Annotated in this window: 16 protein-coding genes; 9 read left to right on the forward strand and 7 right to left on the reverse strand. The window is 38.8% G+C overall.

What is annotated here, in order from left to right; translation table 11 throughout:
- Positions 1-35 precede the first annotated feature (35 nt).
- Together argH and GO621_RS03345 are read right to left on the reverse strand one after the other, a co-directional pair.
- Positions 36-1367 (reverse strand): argininosuccinate lyase, encoded by a 1332-nt coding sequence (argH, locus tag GO621_RS03340; RefSeq protein ID WP_157564185.1) that lies wholly within the window; start codon positions 1365-1367, stop codon positions 36-38.
- 93 nt (positions 1368-1460) lie between these two features.
- Positions 1461-2528: a M20 family metallo-hydrolase gene (locus tag GO621_RS03345; RefSeq protein WP_157564187.1), complete on the reverse strand. Its 1068-nt coding sequence runs from the start codon at positions 2526-2528 to the stop codon at positions 1461-1463.
- A gap of 482 nt (positions 2529-3010) precedes the next feature.
- Here GO621_RS03345 and GO621_RS03350 point away from each other — a divergent pair, with 482 nt between their 5' ends.
- The 5 genes from GO621_RS03350 (at position 3011) to GO621_RS03370 (ending at position 10987) form a co-directional block, all read left to right on the forward strand.
- Entirely contained in the window at positions 3011-5560 is a 2550-nt protein-coding gene (locus GO621_RS03350; protein WP_198170117.1) for a zinc-dependent metalloprotease, read from the forward strand.
- 547 nt (positions 5561-6107) lie between these two features.
- A complete protein-coding gene (locus GO621_RS03355) occupies positions 6108-7196 on the forward strand; it encodes a pepsin/retropepsin-like aspartic protease family protein (protein WP_157564189.1) in 1089 nt (362 codons plus the stop codon).
- A gap of 374 nt (positions 7197-7570) precedes the next feature.
- A complete protein-coding gene (locus GO621_RS03360) occupies positions 7571-8713 on the forward strand; it encodes a BamA/TamA family outer membrane protein (RefSeq protein WP_157564191.1) in 1143 nt (380 codons plus the stop codon).
- 960 nt (positions 8714-9673) lie between these two features.
- On the forward strand, positions 9674-9958 hold the full coding sequence (locus GO621_RS03365) for a hypothetical protein (protein ID WP_157564193.1): 285 nt from the start codon (positions 9674-9676) through the stop codon (positions 9956-9958).
- Positions 9959-10405: 447 nt separating this feature from the next.
- Positions 10406-10987, forward strand: a complete 582-nt coding sequence (locus GO621_RS03370; protein ID WP_157564195.1) for a hypothetical protein — start codon at positions 10406-10408, stop codon at positions 10985-10987.
- A gap of 193 nt (positions 10988-11180) precedes the next feature.
- Here the strand turns inward: GO621_RS03370 and GO621_RS03375 are convergent, their stop codons facing one another.
- The 5 genes from GO621_RS03375 to GO621_RS03395 form a co-directional block, all read right to left on the reverse strand.
- Positions 11181-12032, reverse strand: coding sequence for an aldo/keto reductase (locus tag GO621_RS03375; RefSeq protein WP_157564197.1), 852 nt, complete (start codon positions 12030-12032; stop codon positions 11181-11183).
- A 78-nt stretch (positions 12033-12110) separates the two neighbouring features.
- Positions 12111-12746: an energy transducer TonB gene (locus tag GO621_RS03380; RefSeq protein WP_157564198.1), complete on the reverse strand. Its 636-nt coding sequence runs from the start codon at positions 12744-12746 to the stop codon at positions 12111-12113.
- 12 nt (positions 12747-12758) lie between these two features.
- Entirely contained in the window at positions 12759-13367 is a 609-nt protein-coding gene (locus tag GO621_RS03385) for a Uma2 family endonuclease (protein WP_232335581.1), read from the reverse strand.
- Between the two features lie 137 nt (positions 13368-13504).
- Complete coding sequence (locus GO621_RS03390; RefSeq protein WP_157564200.1) at positions 13505-14344, reverse strand: alpha/beta hydrolase family protein; 840 nt, start codon at positions 14342-14344, stop codon at positions 13505-13507.
- Between the two features lie 177 nt (positions 14345-14521).
- On the reverse strand, positions 14522-14896 hold the full coding sequence (locus tag GO621_RS03395; protein ID WP_157564202.1) for a DoxX family protein: 375 nt from the start codon (positions 14894-14896) through the stop codon (positions 14522-14524).
- Between the two features lie 161 nt (positions 14897-15057).
- Here GO621_RS03395 and hemA point away from each other — a divergent pair, with 161 nt between their 5' ends.
- The 4 genes from hemA (at position 15058) to GO621_RS03415 (ending at position 19369) form a co-directional block, all read left to right on the forward strand.
- Positions 15058-16284 (forward strand): glutamyl-tRNA reductase, encoded by a 1227-nt coding sequence (gene hemA / locus GO621_RS03400; protein WP_157564204.1) that lies wholly within the window; start codon positions 15058-15060, stop codon positions 16282-16284.
- Between the two features lie 118 nt (positions 16285-16402).
- Complete coding sequence (gene hemC / locus GO621_RS03405; protein WP_157564206.1) at positions 16403-17983, forward strand: hydroxymethylbilane synthase; 1581 nt, start codon at positions 16403-16405, stop codon at positions 17981-17983.
- A gap of 49 nt (positions 17984-18032) precedes the next feature.
- Positions 18033-18476, forward strand: a complete 444-nt coding sequence (locus GO621_RS03410; protein WP_157564208.1) for a hypothetical protein — start codon at positions 18033-18035, stop codon at positions 18474-18476.
- Positions 18476-19369: a TIGR01777 family oxidoreductase gene (locus GO621_RS03415; RefSeq protein WP_157564210.1), complete on the forward strand. Its 894-nt coding sequence runs from the start codon at positions 18476-18478 to the stop codon at positions 19367-19369. The genes GO621_RS03410 and GO621_RS03415 overlap by 1 nt, the downstream gene beginning before the upstream one ends.
- Positions 19370-19465: the final 96 nt, after the last annotated feature.

The following is a 19465-nucleotide window of genomic DNA, read 5'->3' on the forward strand; positions in this document are numbered from 1 at the left end:
CTGTACAAAAATATACTCGTTGCCTTGTTCGCCCATTAACTTAATAATTGCTGCACCGCCGCATTTACCTTTTTAAACGGAAACTGCTGCAGCACATCCTGCATACATTCTGTTATTTCCTCATTGCATAAATTACCAATGCTTCCTTCGTGTGTATGGTTTACCGTTTTTTGCGGGTTAAAAGAAGCATTCTCAATTGCGGCGCCAATTTGTTTATAAGCTTCGCGGAAAGGGACGCCGCTTAAAACCAAACGGTTTGTTTCTTCTACGCTGAATAAATATTTATAACGCTCATCTTCCAGAATTGCTTCTTTTACCGTGATATTTTCCAGCATAAAAGTTGCCATGTGCAAACATTCTTTTAAATCTGTAAAAGCAGGAAATAAGGTTTCTTTTAACAGTTGCAGATCACGATGATAACCGGAAGGAAGATTTGTCGTCATCAAAGCGATATCATTTGGCAAAGCCTGGATGCGGTTACATTTGCCGCGCATAATTTCCCAAACATCCGGATTTTTTTTATGCGGCATAATGCTTGAACCAGTTGTTAACTGATCGGGATAGCTTACAAAAGAAAAGTTCTGGCTCAAATACAAGCATTGGTCCATTGCCATTTTAGCTAAGGTTGCCGCAATGGCAGACAAAGCCTGAGCGATAATCCGTTCTGTTTTTCCGCGACCCATCAAAGCATAAACTACATTGTAGTTCAGGCTTTCAAAACCTAATAATTTTGTGGTAAGTGTTCGGTTTAAAGGGAAAGAAGAACCATAACCTGCTGCCGCTCCCAAAGGATTTTTATTGCTGATTTTATAAGCTGCCAAAACCATTTCCAGGTCATCCACCAAACTTTCGGCATAAGCGCCAAACCATAAACCGAAAGACGATGGCATGGCAATTTGCAAATGTGTATAACCCGGAAGTAAAATGTCTTTATATTGATCGCTTAGTTTGATAAGTAAGTTAAAAAGCGTTTGGACCTGCTCCACAATTTCCTGTAATTCGTGGCGGAAGAATAATTTCAGATCAACCAGAACCTGGTCATTTCTTGATCGTCCGCTGTGGATTTTCTTTCCTGCTTCGCCGATACGTTGCGTTAGCATCCATTCTACTTGCGAATGTACATCTTCAACTTCTGGTTGAATGGTAAAGTTTCCGGCTTCAATTTCTTTATAAATAGCTTTCAATTCTTTTTGAACTGAAGCTAAATCTGCTGCACTCATCAAACCAATACTTTCCAGCATTTGCGTGTGCGCCAAAGAGCCAAGCACATCAAAAGCTGCTAACTGCAGGTCGAATTCCCGGTCGCGCCCAACAGTAAAGTTTTCTACCAGTTGGTTTACAGAAATATTTTTTTGCCAGATTTTCATTGTTTTCTTTTGAGCGAATGTTAAATTGCAGATACTGTTTTTATCATGTATTTTTTATCATCTATGATCCATGAACTATAAACCATAATCTTTTCATCTCACTAACTGGTCCAGCATTTTAATATACAGTTCAATTCCTTCTCTAATTTCATCTACATAAACAAATTCATCTGCCATGTGCGAGCGCCCGGAATCGCCGGGGCCTAATTTAATGGAAGGAATATCTAAAAGCGATTGATCTGAAGTGGTAGGCGAGCCGTAAGTTGTTCTTCCCAAAGCAATTCCGGCTTGTACAATTGGATGATCTTTTGGAATAGAAGAAGGTTTTAAGCGAATAGAACGCGGTTTTACTTCGCAATCCACCTGTTCTCTAATCATGTCCAAAACTTCTTCGTTCCGGTAAGCATCGGTAACGCGCACATCAACCGTAAACGTACAAGTTGCCGGAACGACATTGTGCTGCGAACCAGCATTAATAATGGTTACCGACATTTTGATCGGCCCGAAAACTTCCGATTCTTTCGGGAAACGATACGTGCGGAACCATTGTATATCTTTCATCGCTTTATAAATCGCATTGTCGCCTTCTTCCCGTGCAGCATGTCCGGCACGGCCGAAACTTGTACAATCTAAAACCATCAAACCTCGTTCGGCAATGGCTAACTGCATTAAAGTTGGTTCGCCTACAATCCCAAAATCTAATTTCCCAAGTTCTGGCACAATCAGTTCCAGTCCGTTATTTCCTGAAATTTCTTCTTCCGCAGTAGTTGCCAGGCAGAAATTATATTTTAAATCAGATTGATTATAATAGTACAAGAACGTGGCGATCAAAGAAACTAAACATCCTCCCGCATCATTACTGCCTAAACCAAACAGCTTTCCCTCTTCTATTTTAGCATCATAAGGATCGCGTGTATAACCGGAATTTGGCTTAACAGTATCATGATGGGAATTTAATAAAATAGTAGGTTTGGCCGGATCAAAATGCTTGTTCCAGGCCCAAATATTATTCAGTTTCCGGTGCGTTTTAACGCCGTAAGCAACCAGAAAACTGTTGATAATTTCTGCAGTAATATTTTCTTCCCGGCTAAAAGAAGGCGTTGCGATCAGCTGCTGTAATAATTGTGTAGCCTGCTGAAATAAAGTATCGGTACTAAGCATATTTAACAAGCCAGACCTAAAATCCGGCAGGCAAAAATAGTGTTTTGTTTAGGAAGATTGTCTAAGCAGCAGGCAGGATTGTTTCCACGATTTTTTAGCCGGTAAAAGAAGCATTCATTTGATCTGCCATTACAACAACTGTTTAAATTAATTTATGCTGATGCTCCTTTTATCAGATATTTTTCGTTGCCGCACTTTTTGTTTGATGTAGAAGTCTTTTCTGATGATTGAATTTCGCCAATTATTAAAAACCATTGATAAAAGAAGTATTGATTCTTAAAAATTGTAACATTTTAAGTAAGAAGTAATAAAATTATCATTATTTTTTATAATTTATTGTATTTTTCGAAAAACTACATGTTTTTATAAATTTAAAAAACGATTAGAAATGTATTTTATTGATTTTTATAACAAAATATTCTGAATGGAAATAGATAAAATTATTTTTTGGAGAATTAAGTATAAAAAAGTTTAAATATTAAATGATGAAATATTATTTACCCTTAACTACAGCCGCAATGCTTACGGTTAGTGCTATCACTTCGGCCCAAAACAGGCCAGTTTCAGCAGAAGGCCGCGGAACAGAAGCCCGGCCAGCCGCAACGCTAACATCTATCACACAAAACCTCAAAAAGTTTGACGGTTTTTATACCTTTTATTATGATGAACGTGCTGGAAAGGTTTATTTGGAGATCAACAGCTTTGATAAAGACTTTTTGTATTTCAGCTCCCTGATTGATGGCGTAGGAAATGGCGGACCGGAACGCGGACAAGCTTCGTCTGTAATTACCCGTTTTATTAAAGTTGGGCCGAAAGTTTTTTTAGTGCAGCCTGTTACCAATTACCGTTCGGTTAATGGTAATGCTGATGAAAAGAAAGCCGTGGAAAATGCTTTTGCCAAATCTGTTGTTTTTGGTTTTTCGCCAGTTGCTGTTGAAGGAAATAAAGTACTGATCGATTTAACGCCTTTTATTATTCGTGACAGTCAGAAAATTGGTGATGTGTTAGGCACTTCCGGTGGAAATCCCGGTGCTGCTATTTCCCGCAGTGCTAACCGCGGCATTACTGGCGGCGCTGCTGGCGGCGGTTACCGTTTGGATGAAACGCGTTCTGCTGTTTTTATGGATAATACCAAAAACTTCCCTAAAAACTCTGAGTTTGAAGCGTTGCTTACCTTTACCGGAAATGCTGGCAGAGGCGGAGGTTTTGGCCGCGGCGGCGGTATTGCTGCTGATCCTTCTGCAGTTACCGTACGGATGCACCAGGCTTTTGTAGAATTGCCTGATAACAACTTTAAACCACGGAAATTTGATCCGCGTTCTGGATTTAACCAGTTTTCTTATTACGATTTTTCTGCTCCAATGACTGAGCCACTTGTTAAACGGTTTACTGCCCGTCATCGCTTAGAAAAGAAAAATCCTAATGCTGCTGTGAGTGAACCGGTAGAACCGATTGTGTATTATATAGACAGAGGCGCGCCGCCGCTGATTAAAAAAGCTTTGATAGAAGGCGGCAGTTGGTGGGACCAGGCTTTTGAAGCAGCAGGCTATAAAAATGCTTTCCAGGTAAAAGAGCTGCCGGAAGGCGCCGACCCAATGGACATTCGTTACAACGTAGTAAACTGGGTAAACCGTTCAGGAAGTCCGGAACGCGCATTTTCTTATGGTTCTTCTTATATCGACCCGCGGACCGGCGAAATCATAAAAGGTGTGGTTACTTTAGGTTCCGATCGCCACCGTCAGGATTATTTAATCGCCGAAGGCTTGCTTCAACCTTATGAAGATGGTAAAAAAGTATCGCCAAAACTGGAGCAAATGGCTTTGGCACGTATCCGTCAGCTTTCTGCTCACGAGATCGGCCATACTTTGGGTTTGTATCACAATTTTACTTCCAGTACGCATGGTAGGGCTTCGGTGATGGATTATCCTTTCCCGCGTTTTACCATGAAAGCTGATGGTTCGATCGATGTTTCTGATGCTTACGCTACCGGGATTGGTTCTTGGGATAAACGTGCCATTATGTGGGGATATTCAGAATTCCCGAAAGGAACAAATGAGAATGTTGAGCTGGATAAGATCATGAAAGAAACCTTAGCGCAAGGACATATCTTTATTCCGGATATTGGCGGCGGAGTCCATCCTTTGGCACATCAGTGGGACGAAGGCGCAAATGCTGTAGATCAGTTAAACAAACTGATGCTTGTTCGTCGTCATGTTCTGGATAATTTTTCTGAAAAAGCTATCAGGCAAGATGCACCGATGGCAACTTTAGAAGAAGTTTTAGTGCCGATGTATTTGTTGCACCGTTACCAGATCGAAGCGGTTTCTAACTCGCTTGGTGGTTTGTATTTTACCCATGCTTTAAAAAATGATGGCGAAATTGTTACCAAAATGGTAGAACCGGCAGAACAATGGCGCGCTTTTGATGCTTTAATGAGTACCATTACGCCCGATGCTTTGGCACTTCCCGAAGCTTTGATTGCAAAAATTCCGCCTCGTCCGGTAGGTTATCCTTCCACCGTCGAAACTTTTGGCGGCCATACCGGCGTTACTTTTGATCCGATTGGCGCTGCTGAAACTGCTACCAATGCTACTTTATCTTATCTGATGAACTCGGAACGTGCCGCACGTTTGATTGAATACAACGCGCGCGACAGCAAACAACCTGGTTTATTAGCAGTGTTGGATAAATTACTAACCCAAACCTGGAAAGCGCCGGCAGTATCAGGGTACAAAGGCGAATTACAGATTTTGGTAGATAACATCACCCTAAAATATTTATTGGGAATGGCTGCCGATAACCGTGCCGGAGAAAATGTGAGGGGAGAAGCGTTGCTAAAAATTAATGAACTGCAGCAATGGATGAACAGTAGTTTAGCCACGGCAGCACCAAAACAAAAAGCTGCCTTGTATTTTGCTTTAGCTCAGATTGAAGATTTCCACAAAAATCCAGATAAATACCAACCAGGTCCATCGCTTGAAATGCCGCCAGGAGCACCTATTGGTATGCCGGATAATGAATTTGAATTTTAAACCTCAGTATATTTTTTGCTGGCAAAAGCAGTAATTTATAAGATTAGGTTTCGTGCTTTTACAATAAAATAAGTGAAATAGTTGTTGTTTAAAGGAAGAGGACAGAAAGGTTTTCTTCCTTTTTCTATAAAGTGTAAAGGATATGAATTATGAGGCCAGACAACAGGAACATTATAATTTAACAAACCGGTTATTAATGAAAGGCTGTTTTTACCGGCAAAAAATTAGCAACAATCAAAATAAGGTTATTTTGTAGTTAAACAAGCAGATTTTTATCCGGTAAAAGAAGCATTGTTATTGTGGCCTGATCATTAAAATAAAATCGAAATGTTGGGCCAGGCTTTACTTTAGATAAAAATGTTTTTAATAATTGCTGTTACGCTAAAACCTGCTAATCGATACATTTCTGTTGTTTAACGGCACATTGCTTTTTTTATAGGGCAAAAATTAGATTTTAGAAGCGTAAAACCTCATTCTTAATAATCTTAAAACTTAATTAACTTATTGCTGCTTAATTCCGTACATTGATTAGTTATCCCTTAAAAAGATGAAAAATAAATACGCTATTGCCCCGCAATTTTTTTATTTGTTGTTTGTAATACTTGTTGCATCATCCTGTAAAAAAGATAGCACAGCATCAAAGCCTGTTTCTGCCACTCCGGTTACGTTAGGCATGTATGAAGCCGGAAGCGGGAGCAACAAAAGAGTATTTATTCCGATTACAGGGATCGGCACACAAAGTGTAACTTATTATGGTATTTTTGATACAGGTTCTTCCGGGATGACGATAGACGCAACAGGTATTTTGCCAGCTTCTATGATTACCAGTTCCGGTATTCAGGTAACCGGTGATTCGGTTGTAAACGGTATTACCGTTACTTCCCAACAAGCTGTTGTTAGTTATGGCGATAAAACAAGTACAACCAAAGAATACGGCAATTTGGCTTATGCTGATGTTACTATTGGCGACCAAAACGGCAATCTCACATTAAAGCGCGTCCCGATTTTTTTATATTACAAAATTGTTGACGGCAGCGGCACGAAGTTAGCAGCTCATTCCAGTGATGTATTTGGCGTAGGGCCGGGTATTAGTTATGCCAACAGTGCTATTGCAAGCCCTTTAAGTTATTATTCGCCGGGTACTAATTTAACAAAGGGTTTTAAACTCGCTACGCTTAATACTTCAAGCTTTACCAGTAACGGAACTTTTGTAGCAGGGTTGCTTTCTATCGGGCTTACTTCGGCGGATTTATCTTCCAACGGGTTTATCATGCATCCGCTTACTTATAGTTCAACTGGCGGGTATTCGCCCAATATTCCTGCTACCATAACTTATAACGGCACAAGCACCGCTGCCCAGGTTTTGTTTGATACCGGTACACCATCTGTCACAATTATTGAAGATCAAAAAGCTACCAGCGGTGTAGGCAGCTTACCTGCAAATTCTGTTGTAACGGTTACTACCAATAAAGGCTTTACTTATCAATATACTACCACAACCACATCAAACCTTACCGCGATACAAAACCCAAACAATACCGCCGATTACCGTACTATTTTTAGCATAGATTTTTTTATTAACAATGAAATTTTGACTGATTATGCCGGCCATCAAATTGGTTTAAAAAACTTTTAGCAGTTGTAAGCTTAAAAATACTTACCTGATCCTTTGCCTGTTAAATCATTTTTAGGATTCATTAAACATAAGTTTTAGGTGATAAAAGAAGCATCCTTGATTAATAAGCCAGCAAATACAAAAAGTTAAGGCTTAGCTTTTTGTACAACTAATAAGTAAAATCCTGTTTAAACCAAATCACAGGATTTTTACAGAATTCAACTTTACTTTAGCCCTAACAATAAGTTTAAATTGCTGCAAAATTAAGTTCTATGTCCGATTCTAAACACGTTCAATAATTACATGCCCTTTTGAAACCTGTAAAAATTTGGTGGCTATGCCACTTCCTGATGCTGTATCCAATAACTTTACTTGCAAAGGAAAAAACCTACTGTTTGGAGAATAGAAGTACTTCCCCTTTAAAAGACACGGTAGTAGCCCAAAAAGATATTATCGATATCATCCGTTCTTTTCGTAAAAAACCTCCGGCCAGAACAGATTCTGTTTCCAAACAGTTTAATTTTTCGCTTGTCCCTTCTGCCGGCTATACCTTGTCAACAGGTTTTGCTGCAGACTTGTCTGGAAACGTTGTTTTTTATACGGATAAAAACAGTACCGAAAAACTTTCTACCGCATTTTCTAACGTCACTTACGATCAGCATAAGCAATTTTTATTTCATACCAACACTAATATCTGGTCTAAAAATCTTAATTATAATTACATTGGCGACTGGCGTTTCCTTAAATATCCTGAAAGCACATTTGGGTTAGGAAGTTTAACTACAGAGGGCGAAACCAACCTGATCAATTATTCCTACTTTCGGTTTTATCAAACTGTTCTTAGAAAAATTTATTCCAGTCTTTATACCGGGTTTGGATATAATTTTGATTATCATTATCACATAACCCAAACCGGAAATGCCGATAAAACTATTTCTGATTTTAAAATCTATGGTTTAAATTCCAAGTCAAGGTCATCAGGCTTAACTTATAATTTGTTGTTTGACAACAGAAAAAATCCTGTTAACCCTTTAAACGGGGTTTACGCCAATGCTATTTACCGCTCTAACTTTCAGTTTTTAGGAAGTGATTCCAACTGGCAATCTTTAACATTCGATTTTAGAAAGTATTTTAAAGTTGGAGAAAAATCTAATAATATACTTGCTTTTTGGATGCTTGACTGGCTTATCTTGAACGGACATCCACCTTATCTTGATTTGCCAAGCACGGGCTGGGACACAAACGGAAATACCGGAAGAGGGTATCCGCAGGGAAGGTTTAGAGGCAACGGTATGTTGTACCTGGAGGGCGAATATCGTTTTAACATTACCAGGAATGGCTTGTTAGGTGGCGTGGTATTTACAAACTTAGAAAGCTTTTCAAGTTATCAGGATAGTAAATTTCAAAGAATATTACCCGGCTATGGGCCAGGGTTAAGAATTAAGTTTAACAAGCACTCTAACACCAACTTGTGTATCGATTACGGCATTGGCAACAGCTCGCAAGGTTTTTTTGTTAATTTAGGTGAGGTATTTTAAGCGATAAAAGAAGTATTAACAATCTGAGGGCTAAAAATTAAACAGCGAAGTTGTTTAAATTTTTTTCTGGCCCGCTTTTTTTTGGGTTGATGCTTCTTTTATCGCTTAAAAATATTAACAGCTGGTTTTTAATTTCTGTAGTTGATGTTTCTTTTATCACCTCAAAAATGTTAGGGCCTGTTTAAATTTTGTCTTTTTGTTTGATGCCCTTTTATGCCATGATTTTTTAAATGTTTTGTGGTTTTGGCTAAAGCCTGTTGCCGCTTATCCTTTGTCCACGGCCTGAAGGCCGTGGCAACCGCAATTAGAACATGGCCCGGGCGTCCTGTCCGCACAGGGCAATCCAGCATTGGTAAACAAAGGTTGTCGTAAAAACTACGCTTTAAAATTGCCACGGCCTTCAGGCCGTGGGTGGTAGAAACACAGGCAGCGGCTTTAGCCAAAAAAAGAAGCATACAAAAAATTGCGGAATAAATTTTAAACAGGCCTTAATGCTCAGGTTTTGATTTTTGGGTCGATGCTTCTTTTATCGCCTAAAAATGCTGGCCCTTGGATTTTTGATTTTTTTAGGCTGATGCTTCTTTTATCACCTAAAAATGTTAACCATTGTTTTTTTGATTATTTAAATGCAGGCAAACACCAGTTTTTATCCGGTAAAAGAAGCATGGGCACGGTCCTGAACATATCGAAGGGCCTTGTACCTATTTAAACGAAGCCTAAAAGTTTAAACAACTTCAGCATTTAAACAAGTACGAAAATTATTTTCGGTTATTTTTTTGTGGGATAAAAGAAGCATAGCGTTGCCTGTATTAAAAGGTAATAATAGTTGTGAAAAAATACATCTATAAAATAAGGTTAATTGTTAAATAAGCAAGGTTAAGTAAAAACGGAAGCTTTTTGCAGAAACTATTCTTTACTGTTTAATGTTAACCCAATATGAATAGGAACGTATTTTTTTTAGTGAAAGATCCTAAGGATGCCTGCCGCGATATTATCCGTTCCAGAGACACTGATCTGAAAATTATGGTTTATTGTTTAAACCAGGTTGATTTCAAGCCGCATCCGGATGAAATACAGTTATATGCAGATGACCATGGAAACCCGCTTGCTTTTGAAACCATCAACATTAAATCGGAAGATGCCCTGGATGTTGCAGCTGCCATCCAATGGTATGCAAAATATATTGGTTATCCCGAAATGGAAATCTTACCTGAAGACCCGCGCTCTGAGTATAACCTGGATTAATGCTTCTTTTACCGGTAGTTTTTAGTTAAACTTAAAGAACAGGGAAACCGTTTTCTATTTCTATAGGGTGTGGAACAGATGGAACGTTTGTAATAGGAAAGTTTTCCCAAAATTCCCCAATTGGTTACTTTTCAAATTTCTTTGCCTTAAAAATCTACACCTTTCAATATTTATTTTCCTTCTTTTTGGGTTGATGGTTTACGGTTAACTTTTCTTCTGTTTTAATAAACCTGCCTTAGCATTTATTTTATTTCTTTTCTTATTGCTTGGTGCTGTCGGGTTTTTCCTGGCACGAAACCTTTTGCTGTTGCCGCTATTAACTCTCTGCTGATTTTTGCCTGGTAAAAGAAGCATGCGGTTTTGCTGTGCCTTCCCCTGGCATTTTTATTGGCTATCCCTCTGCGGGATCAATCAACAAAAAGTTTAAAAAATTAAAAAAGCACCGTCATGAAAAAAGTATTACTCTTCGCCCTTTCTGCCCTGGCATTCGTTTCCTGCAAAAAAGACAAAGGCACTACCCCTCCAACTTCCCTTCCGGTTACCGGAACTTACGCTGCCCTGAACATCAAAACTACCGGCCAGGTTGTTAAAATGTCTGTTACGGCTAATATGCTAAACCTTATTTATAACGAAGACGTGACGCTGCTTTTGGATTCGGACAAACTGGGACAAAGCTGGGCGGTACACTTAAAAGAAGATTTTTCTGGCACACAGCTTTCCAACTTCGATTACCACTCCATGACAAAATATGGTGTGAACGCCACCAATTGGGTCGATGATAACCTGAACAACATTGTAATCCACAGCAGCAAAGACACGCTGATCAACAACAAAATATTTGTAAAAAAACGCATCACCCGTTCTTTCATCTACCAAAAACAATACAATTCATTAGCAGATGCAACAATGGTATTGAACCAGATGCTGAAACAGACCGACATCCTTACCTTCAGCTCTTACTATGCACCAACAGATCCTGAAACTGCTGCTGCCGTAAATACCGCAAAGCTTACTTATGTAAAAATGTAATCCGGGAGAATTGCCCGACAGCTATAACTATTCAATTGTAAAACCAATAATTTCCTATAAAAACCAGACAGTGTTAATTTTTTAAACGATTCCAGAAGGGGACGGAAGTTCCGTCCCCTTTATTAAAAAGCAAATCGTTTAACAAATCCAGGATTTTCTTACCTGTCATTTAAAATCCCCGCCTGGCTGTTTTTTATGCTGATAAAGTTTCCAGTTCGCTTAAATCTTCCTGATTTAGTTCCACCGATAAAGTTTTCATATTTTCCTCCAAATGGTTCACACTTGAAGTGCCAGGGATCAGCAAAATATTGGGGGAATGGTGCAATAACCAACTTAATGCAATCTGTTGTACAGTTGCATTCTTTTTTTGTGCCAAAGCCGTAATTTTTTTCATTCCTTCTTCGTTCCCGCCGTTTAACGGAAACCAGGGAATAAAAGCAATCTGGTTATCTGCACAATATTTTAATTCGGCTTCCCATTTGCGGTTATCCACACTGTACATGTTCTGTACCGAAACGATCTTTACATATTGCTGCGCTTTTTTAATGTCTTCAACACTTACTTCAGATAAGCCGATATGTTTGATTTTACCTTCCTGCTGTGCATTTTTCAAAAACTCCAGCGAATCTTCAAAAGGCACATTCGGATCTATGCGGTGCAATTGGTACAAATCAATTTGCTCTAATTTCAGGCGTTTCAAACTTCCTTCCAGAGCCTCTTTTAAATGCTCCGGGCTTGAATTAATTGGCCATTGGTCTGGCCCTGTTCGTGTTAAACCGCCTTTGGTTGCAATTACCAATCCATCAGCATAAGGATGAAGTGCTTCTGCAATCAGTTCTTCTGATACATGCGGGCCATAGCTATCGGCTGTATCAATAAAATTTACGCCTAATTCGACCGCTTTTTGTAAAACCCGGATAGCTTCTGCTTTATCTTTCGGCGGTCCCCAAATACCTTTTCCGGTGATCCGCATAGCGCCGTAACCTAAACGGTTTACAGTTAAATCGCCACCAATGGTATAAGTTGTTTTGAATGATGTGCTCATTGTTTCTCTATTATTTTAATAGGTTAACAGGAAACAATTTAGATTTGTTCAGTTTTTAAAGATCAGATTAATGTAAGGTTACTGGTTAAAATTGATTGGTATCGTATAAGCTGTCCTTGTTAAAATACCACTTTGACTACCCGGTTGCCATTTCGGACTTGCTTTCAGAACTCTTATGGCTTCCTCATCAGCTTCTTTGCTTAATCCTTTTAAAACTCTGATTTCTGTTAAGGAGCCATCTTTTTCTACCACAAAAGAAGTTATCAATCTTCCTTTTATACCTTTAGGACAATCAAGATTTTTATGCAGATAAGCACCGAAGGCTTCTTCTCCTCCCGGAAACATAGGCAATTTTTCAACAACTCCAAAGCTTACAATATCATTATGTTGATTTGAGGCTGAATCTGACTGAACAACTTTTTGTGCCGATGCTTCTTTTATCCCCATAAAAACAGCAAATATGGCCGCAGCAGAAAGCCAGCGTTTCCAAAAAGTTTTTGGCGGGGAAGGAGCTAATTGAGATTGTTGAAACCTTCCGCAAACTTTAGTTGTACTGCTCATTAAATAAGCGGCAATTTCATCAGGAGTTTTATTGGTAAAATCAATAACTGTTTTCTGGCAGTTGTTGCAAAAACGTCCGTCTTTTACAACTATCATTTCTTCCCAGCTACGGTTACAGGTGAAGGTTAAACGGGCGATTGGCTGATTTTCCATAGCTTCTATATTTTATAAACTCGCTTCCTCAAAAACCTCCTCTAAATTCAGAACAAAACCCGGTAGAACGGGCGTAGTCACTTCATCACCTGAAGTTAAAACTTTAGAAGGAATATATTTTCCTGCTTCATTCAAAGTGTATTTTAAAAACGATTGCGAAACAGGCCAAACAATCCAATATTCCTGAACGCCTGCTTCCTCGTAAATTTCGTATTTGTTCCGGAGTTCTTTTTTGTTATTTCCGGGTGAAAGGATTTCTACAACAATATCCGGTGTGCCGATACAGCCGCGGTCATCCAACTTGCTTAAATCACAAATCACAGAAATATCCGGTTGTAGAACAGTTGTAATGGTTTCATCAGAAGCGTTTTTTCTGGAAAACCGCACATCAAAAGGCGCTGAATAAACATGGCAAGGTTTCCGTTCTAAAAATATAGAGAACTTTTTAAAAAGTATTCCTGATAATCTTTGATGAAATCTGCCCGGCGCCGGTGTCATCTTAAATAATTTACCTTTTAAAATTTCCAGGCGGTCTTCAAATGTCCATTGCAAATAATCCGCGTAGGTATACGTTTTATCAAAATCCAGGTCGCTTAATTGCATGGCAGGTAATTTGTTCAATCAAAAATAACATTAAAATTAGTAAAGTTTTGGTAGCTGATGCTTCTTTTACCACCTAAAAATCAGTGTCTATTTTTGTTTGGGTGAAGCAATTTCAGTAACACGCCTAATAGTGCAGTACTGTTTTGATAGGATAACTAATCTCTCAAAAACTCCACACACTTTTCACAAACTTCCTTCAAAGCAGCAGGAAGCACATCCTCAAAATAAGGATGCGCAGAATTAAAAGTATGGTTAGCTTCCGGCACAATAACCAGTTCTGCATTTGGCTGCTTGTCTTTCAATTCCAAGGCATGGCTGATGTTTACTGTAGGGTCAGTATCTCCATGAACAATAAGCCAGGGTTGTTTAATTTCGGCAGCAGCTAAAAAAATATTTAAGCGTTTTTGATTTTGGCCAAGATCATCCAGCAAGGTTGCTTTTACAGGCAATTGCTGGTTAGTGCGCGAATTGATGAAGTATTGTTTTCCGGTTAACCGCCATTGTGCTTCTGCCTCTTTTGGCCATAAGTTATGAAAATCTGCAACAGAAGCCCAGGTAATTAATTTTTTAACGCGTTCATCTTCAGCAGTTTTAATAATGCTGATGCCGCCGCCCTTGCTGTGCCCAATCAGGAATACTGTTTTTACCGGCAAAAAATTGGAACCGTTCGTTGCAAAATCAATTACCAATTTTAAATCTTCCAGTTGTTTAGAAAAAGTATTGTTGCTAAAGGCTTCCAGGTCAACAAAATCTAAAGGATGTTCTGGTGTTGTTCCGTTGTGTGAGAAGTTGAATTTCAAGAAACGGAAACCATATTCTGCAAAGTACCGGGCCACTAAATTATGCGTTCCCCAGTCTTTAAACCCTTTAAAACCATGTGCAAAAATTACCAATGGTGCTTCCCGGTTGCGTATATCAAAAGTTAGATCGGCAAGCATATTTCTGCCGGAAGCGCCGGGAATTAAAAAAGTTTCTTGTTTGATGTAATCTGTCATGTTGAATGCTTCTTTTATCGGGTAAAAATTTGTTTTTATGTTATTGTCATCCTAAACTTGTTTCAGGATCCCTCATGCTGGACCATACAAAATGCTTTTCACGAGGGATACCGAAACGAGTTTAGTATTACAGAAAAAACAATGCTTCTTTTATCAACCTAAAATTGTTGTTTGATGTTAATCTTTCCGGTGCCAGTAAGCCCAGGCAATTAAAATAGCTTGTAAAGGCAACCGGACCCAAGCACCTGTTTTGGTAACCGCTAAATTTCCAAGCATAAAAGGAGCAAGTTGGACCATGTAAATATGTGCCGGAATAAAAGCAAGGAGCATTAAAATAATACCATAAACGGCGTATTTTCTGGTTGGTTTAAAAATCAGCATCAACCCAAAAAGGATCTCAAAAAAGCCGGCCAATAAATTTAAAACTTTTGGAAGAGGAAGATATGGCGGTATCAGTTTTAAATAAGCTGCGGGATGAACGAAATGATTGCTTCCGGCCACGAGATACAAGGCAATTAAAAGGATTAAACTGATTTTTTTAAAGCTTAACATAGGCAAGCTTATAGATTTTGTGCAATAGGGAAATCAGTTAATTGTAAAAACCTTTATTTTTACTACAATTTAAACCCATTCTAAATACATGTGTTTGACAAAGTGCTGACACATCAGCCACCTGCTGTTGCTTACTTTTGTCAGTCTTTAGAACAGCGGCCTTGAAGTATTTAAAAGTTATTGCCTTTACACACAAACAGATTGAACTGAAAGAACTCGGGAAACTGGTTATTTGTCAGGAAAATCTGACTGCCAAGTTACAAGAAGCTAAAGGGCATTTCCAAATACCGGAAATTTTTTATTTAGCCACCTGCAACCGTGTTGAATTTGTGATGGCTACATCGCAGGTAGTTGATAAAAACTTTGCACGCGAATTTATTGGTTTTCTTAACATTGGCCTTTGTCCGCATTTTCTCGAAACCTTTATTTCCGGCGCTTCTATTTACGAAGAAAAGGAAGCTTTAAACCATTTATTGCGCACTTCCTGCTCGATGGAAAGTTTGGTAGTTGGCGAAAAGGAGATTTTGGCCCAAATGCGTAAAGCTTATGAATGCTGCCGTTCGGCGCACTTAACCGGAGATTATTTGCGATTGGTGATGAACCATGTTGTAAAAGCGGCTAAAGAAGTTTATACCGATACCAATATTTCCCGCAACCCAATCTCTGTGGTTTCTTTGGCTTACCGAAAATTACGGGAACTTGCTTTAACATCGAACGCACGAATACTAATTATTGGCGCAGGCGAAACCAACAAAAATATTTCCAAGTATCTGCAAAAGCACAAGTATTCCAACTTTGCTGTTTTTAACCGTACAAAATCTAAGGCAGAAGCCCTGGCCGCCGAACTGAAGGGAAAAGCTTATGATTTGGCAGATCTGGCCAACTATCAGGAAGGTTTCGATGTGATCATTACCTGTACTTCTTCAGTCGAGCCGATCATCACCAAAGAAATCTATAAAACATTGTTAAACGGCGAAACAAACCGTAAAACAATTGTTGACTTGGCCATTCCGAATGATACTACTGCCGAAGTAATTGAGCAGTTTCCGGTCAATTATATTGAAGTGCATACGCTGAACGAGCTTTCTAAAAGCAATTTGCAGGAACGCTGCCAGGAATTGATCCATGCAGAAAAAATTATCGAACAAAACATCATCGAATTTATTCCGGTTTTAAAACAACGCCGTATAGAACTGGCGATGCGCGCGGTGCCGGAAAAAATTAAGGAAATACGCAAAAGAGCGGTTGATTCTGTTTTTGCAGATGAAATTCGATCTATGGACGATCAATCCCGCGAGGTGCTGGAAAAGATTATCAATTACATGGAGAAAAAATACATCAGCGTACCCATGCGGATGGCCAAAGAAATCATGTTAAGCGACAACTGATTTCGCCCGGCTTTTTGCTGATGCTTCTTTTATCGTCAGAAAATTTCCATTTCTACAGATAAGTCCCCGTAGTTTTTCTTAAAAAACTAACTTTGCGCTATATTCAAAAAGCAAAACCTTGAACAGAAAAATTACTATAGGAACACGCGGTAGCGATTTAGCTTTATGGCAGGCTAACTTTGTTAAAGACCGGTTAGCCGAAATAAACGTTCTGGCAGAGCTTAAAATCATCAAAACACAAGGCGACCGTATTTTAAACCTCAGCTTTGATAAGCTGGAAGGAAAAGGTTTTTTTACCAAAGAGCTGGAAGAAGAACTGCTGGCCGGAACAATCGATCTGGCTGTACATTCGCATAAAGACTTGCCTACCGAAAACCCGTCCGGATTAATTATTGCTGCCGTTTCTAAACGGGAAGACCCATCAGAGCTGTTGCTGATCCTGAAGGATTGCGTGGATGTTAAGCAAAAGCTTTCGGTAAAATTTGGTGCTTTGGTTGGCACTTCTTCCAATCGTCGTAAAGCCCAGTTGTTGGCTGTTCGTCCTGATTTGGAAATTGCAGAATTACGAGGCAATGTGCCAACCCGCATCAACAAACTCCGACATGAAGAATACGATGCGATTATGCTGGCAAAAGCTGGTATTGTAAGGCTTGGTTTGGATATGAGCGAGTTTTATGTAGAAGATTTAGGACCGACAGAATTTATCCCGGCACCGGCACAAGGTGTTTTGGCCATTCAAATCCGCGAAAACGATAAAGAACTTTTTGATGTATTGCAAAACCTGCACCATCCGGAAGTTGCCGAAGCTTTAGCCGTTGAACGTAAAGTTTTGCGTTTATTTGGCGGCGGCTGCCATTTGCCTTTAGGTTGTTACTGCCGAAAGGAAGATGATCAGTTCCAGGTTTTTACCTCTAAAGCTACCGAAGGCGAAAAAATACCTGACCGCTATTTTACACAAGCACCAACAATTGAAGGCTTGCCAGAAAAAGTGGTAGCTAAATTTAATAAGGAGCGAAAGCTTCCGGCTACTGTTTTTATATCCAGGGATTTATCGGCACAAAGTTATTTCCGCAGGGCGATAGAAAAAAATGGTGTACAGATAGAAGCACGTTCTTTAATCCGTACCGTTCCGGTAATTACCAAGCTTGATCCTTATATTTTAAGAAATGTTGACTGGGTATTTTTCACCAGTAAAAACGGTGTCGAATACTTTTTTAACCTGCAACCGCAATTGCCTAAAAAAGTAAAATTCGGTGTGATGGGAAGTGGTTCTGAAAATGCTTTGCGTTCGTTTGGCTACCGGGCAGATTATGTTGGCGAAAGTGTGGACAGCGCAGATGTTGGGGCTGAATTTGCAAAACTGGCTAACGGTTGTACCATCTTGTTTCCGGCAACCGAAGAACCAATGCGAAGCATTCATCAGGCTTTATCTGCAGGAACAAAAAAAATTGATTTGCCTGTTTACGAAACCGTACTGGAAGAAAATGCAGAAGCATCAGCAGCAGAAGTACTGATTTTTACCAGTCCTTCTAACGTTGAAGCTTATTTTGCCGATAATCTATTAGACATTGGACAACAGGTAATTGCCATCGGTAAATCAACCGGAAAAAAACTGGATGAAATTGGCGTAAAGTACACGTTGCCTTTTTCTCCGGATGAAATTGGTTTGGCAGAAGCTGTTTTTGGTTTGGAAGTTTGAGGTATTTCAGGACGACCATTAACAGGCGGTATAACCTTAAACAATAAAAATGATGAAAATAGAAATTCCAAATTGGCTCATAATACTTGGGGCAATTGGACAAATGTTTACAGCAATAATTTATCCTTACATAAGGCACGTAGTGTTTGACTGGTATAACGATATAAAGAAATTAAAACCATTGAATCAAGAAATTGCAAAAACTTACGGTCGCTATATTCAAGGACTAAATTTTTCCTTTGGACTAATTTCAATTTTATTTACAGAGGATTTAAAAAATCATACTGGTTTAGCGGTTGCTTTAACCGGACTTATTGCAGCTTACTGGACAGGAAAAGTAATTACACAATTTTCATATTACCCGATGTATGAGATTCCAAAGAAAGTAATTTTCAAAATTGGGGAAATTTTAATGAATACATTATTCGTTTCGTTTTCATTAATATTCATTTGGCTTTTTGTTTCAAATCTTTTAGGTTATTTAGGCAAGTAATGACAAACAGAAAAATAATTTTAGGAGGTGGTACAGGCTTTGTTGGCAAGTATTTAACAGAAAAGTTTACAGATTTAGGTTATAAAGTAATTATAATTTCACGACAAAAAGATAATATCAAATGGCAAGACACCAAAGCTATTATAGAAGCTATTGACAATTCAGAGTTAGTTATAAACCTTGCGGGAAAATCTGTCGACTGTCGCTACAATGATAAGAACAAAGAAGAAATTTTAATATCGAGAACCGAAACTACCAAAGCACTTGGAGAAGCAATTTTACAATGCAGCAATCCTCCTGAACTTTGGATAAATTCAAGCACAGCAACCATCTATCGACACGCTGAAGACCGGCCAATGACAGAAAGCGAAGGGGAAATTGGAAGCGGATTTTCTGTTAATGTTGCGACAGGTTGGGAAAAGGCATTTTTTGATTTTAAATTACCAAAGACAAGGCAGGTTGCTTTACGAATGGCAATTGTGTTAGGGAAAAACGGTGGAGTAATGACACCATTTATTAATCTTGTTCGTTTTGGTTTAGGCGGACAACAAGGAAATGGAAAGCAAATGTTTAGTTGGATACACATCGCTGACTTGTTCAACATCATAACTTATTTACAAACCCATAAAGAATTGGCTGGAGTTTATAATTGTTCATCACCTAATCCTGTTGACAACAAAACCCTAATGAAAATATTCAGACAGACAATGAATATAAAAATTGGTTTGCCCTCTCCAAAATTATTCCTTGAAATCGGTGCAGTATTTATTAAGACAGAAACAGAACTAATATTAAAAAGCCGTTGGGTACTTCCTGAAAGACTTTTAGATGCTGGTTATAATTTTAAATATGCAACAATTGACAAAGCATTGAAAAATATTTTAGATAAGTAACAGGACTTCTTAAATATACGCAATAATATGAGTAGTTAGCTAATAACAATCAGCTTTCAGTCAATAGCAGACTACTTTTAAAAACTATGGTTTTGT

The sequence above is a fragment of the Mucilaginibacter arboris genome, assembly GCF_009754915.1.
Classification (GTDB): Bacteria; Bacteroidota; Bacteroidia; order Sphingobacteriales; family Sphingobacteriaceae; genus Mucilaginibacter_A; species Mucilaginibacter_A arboris.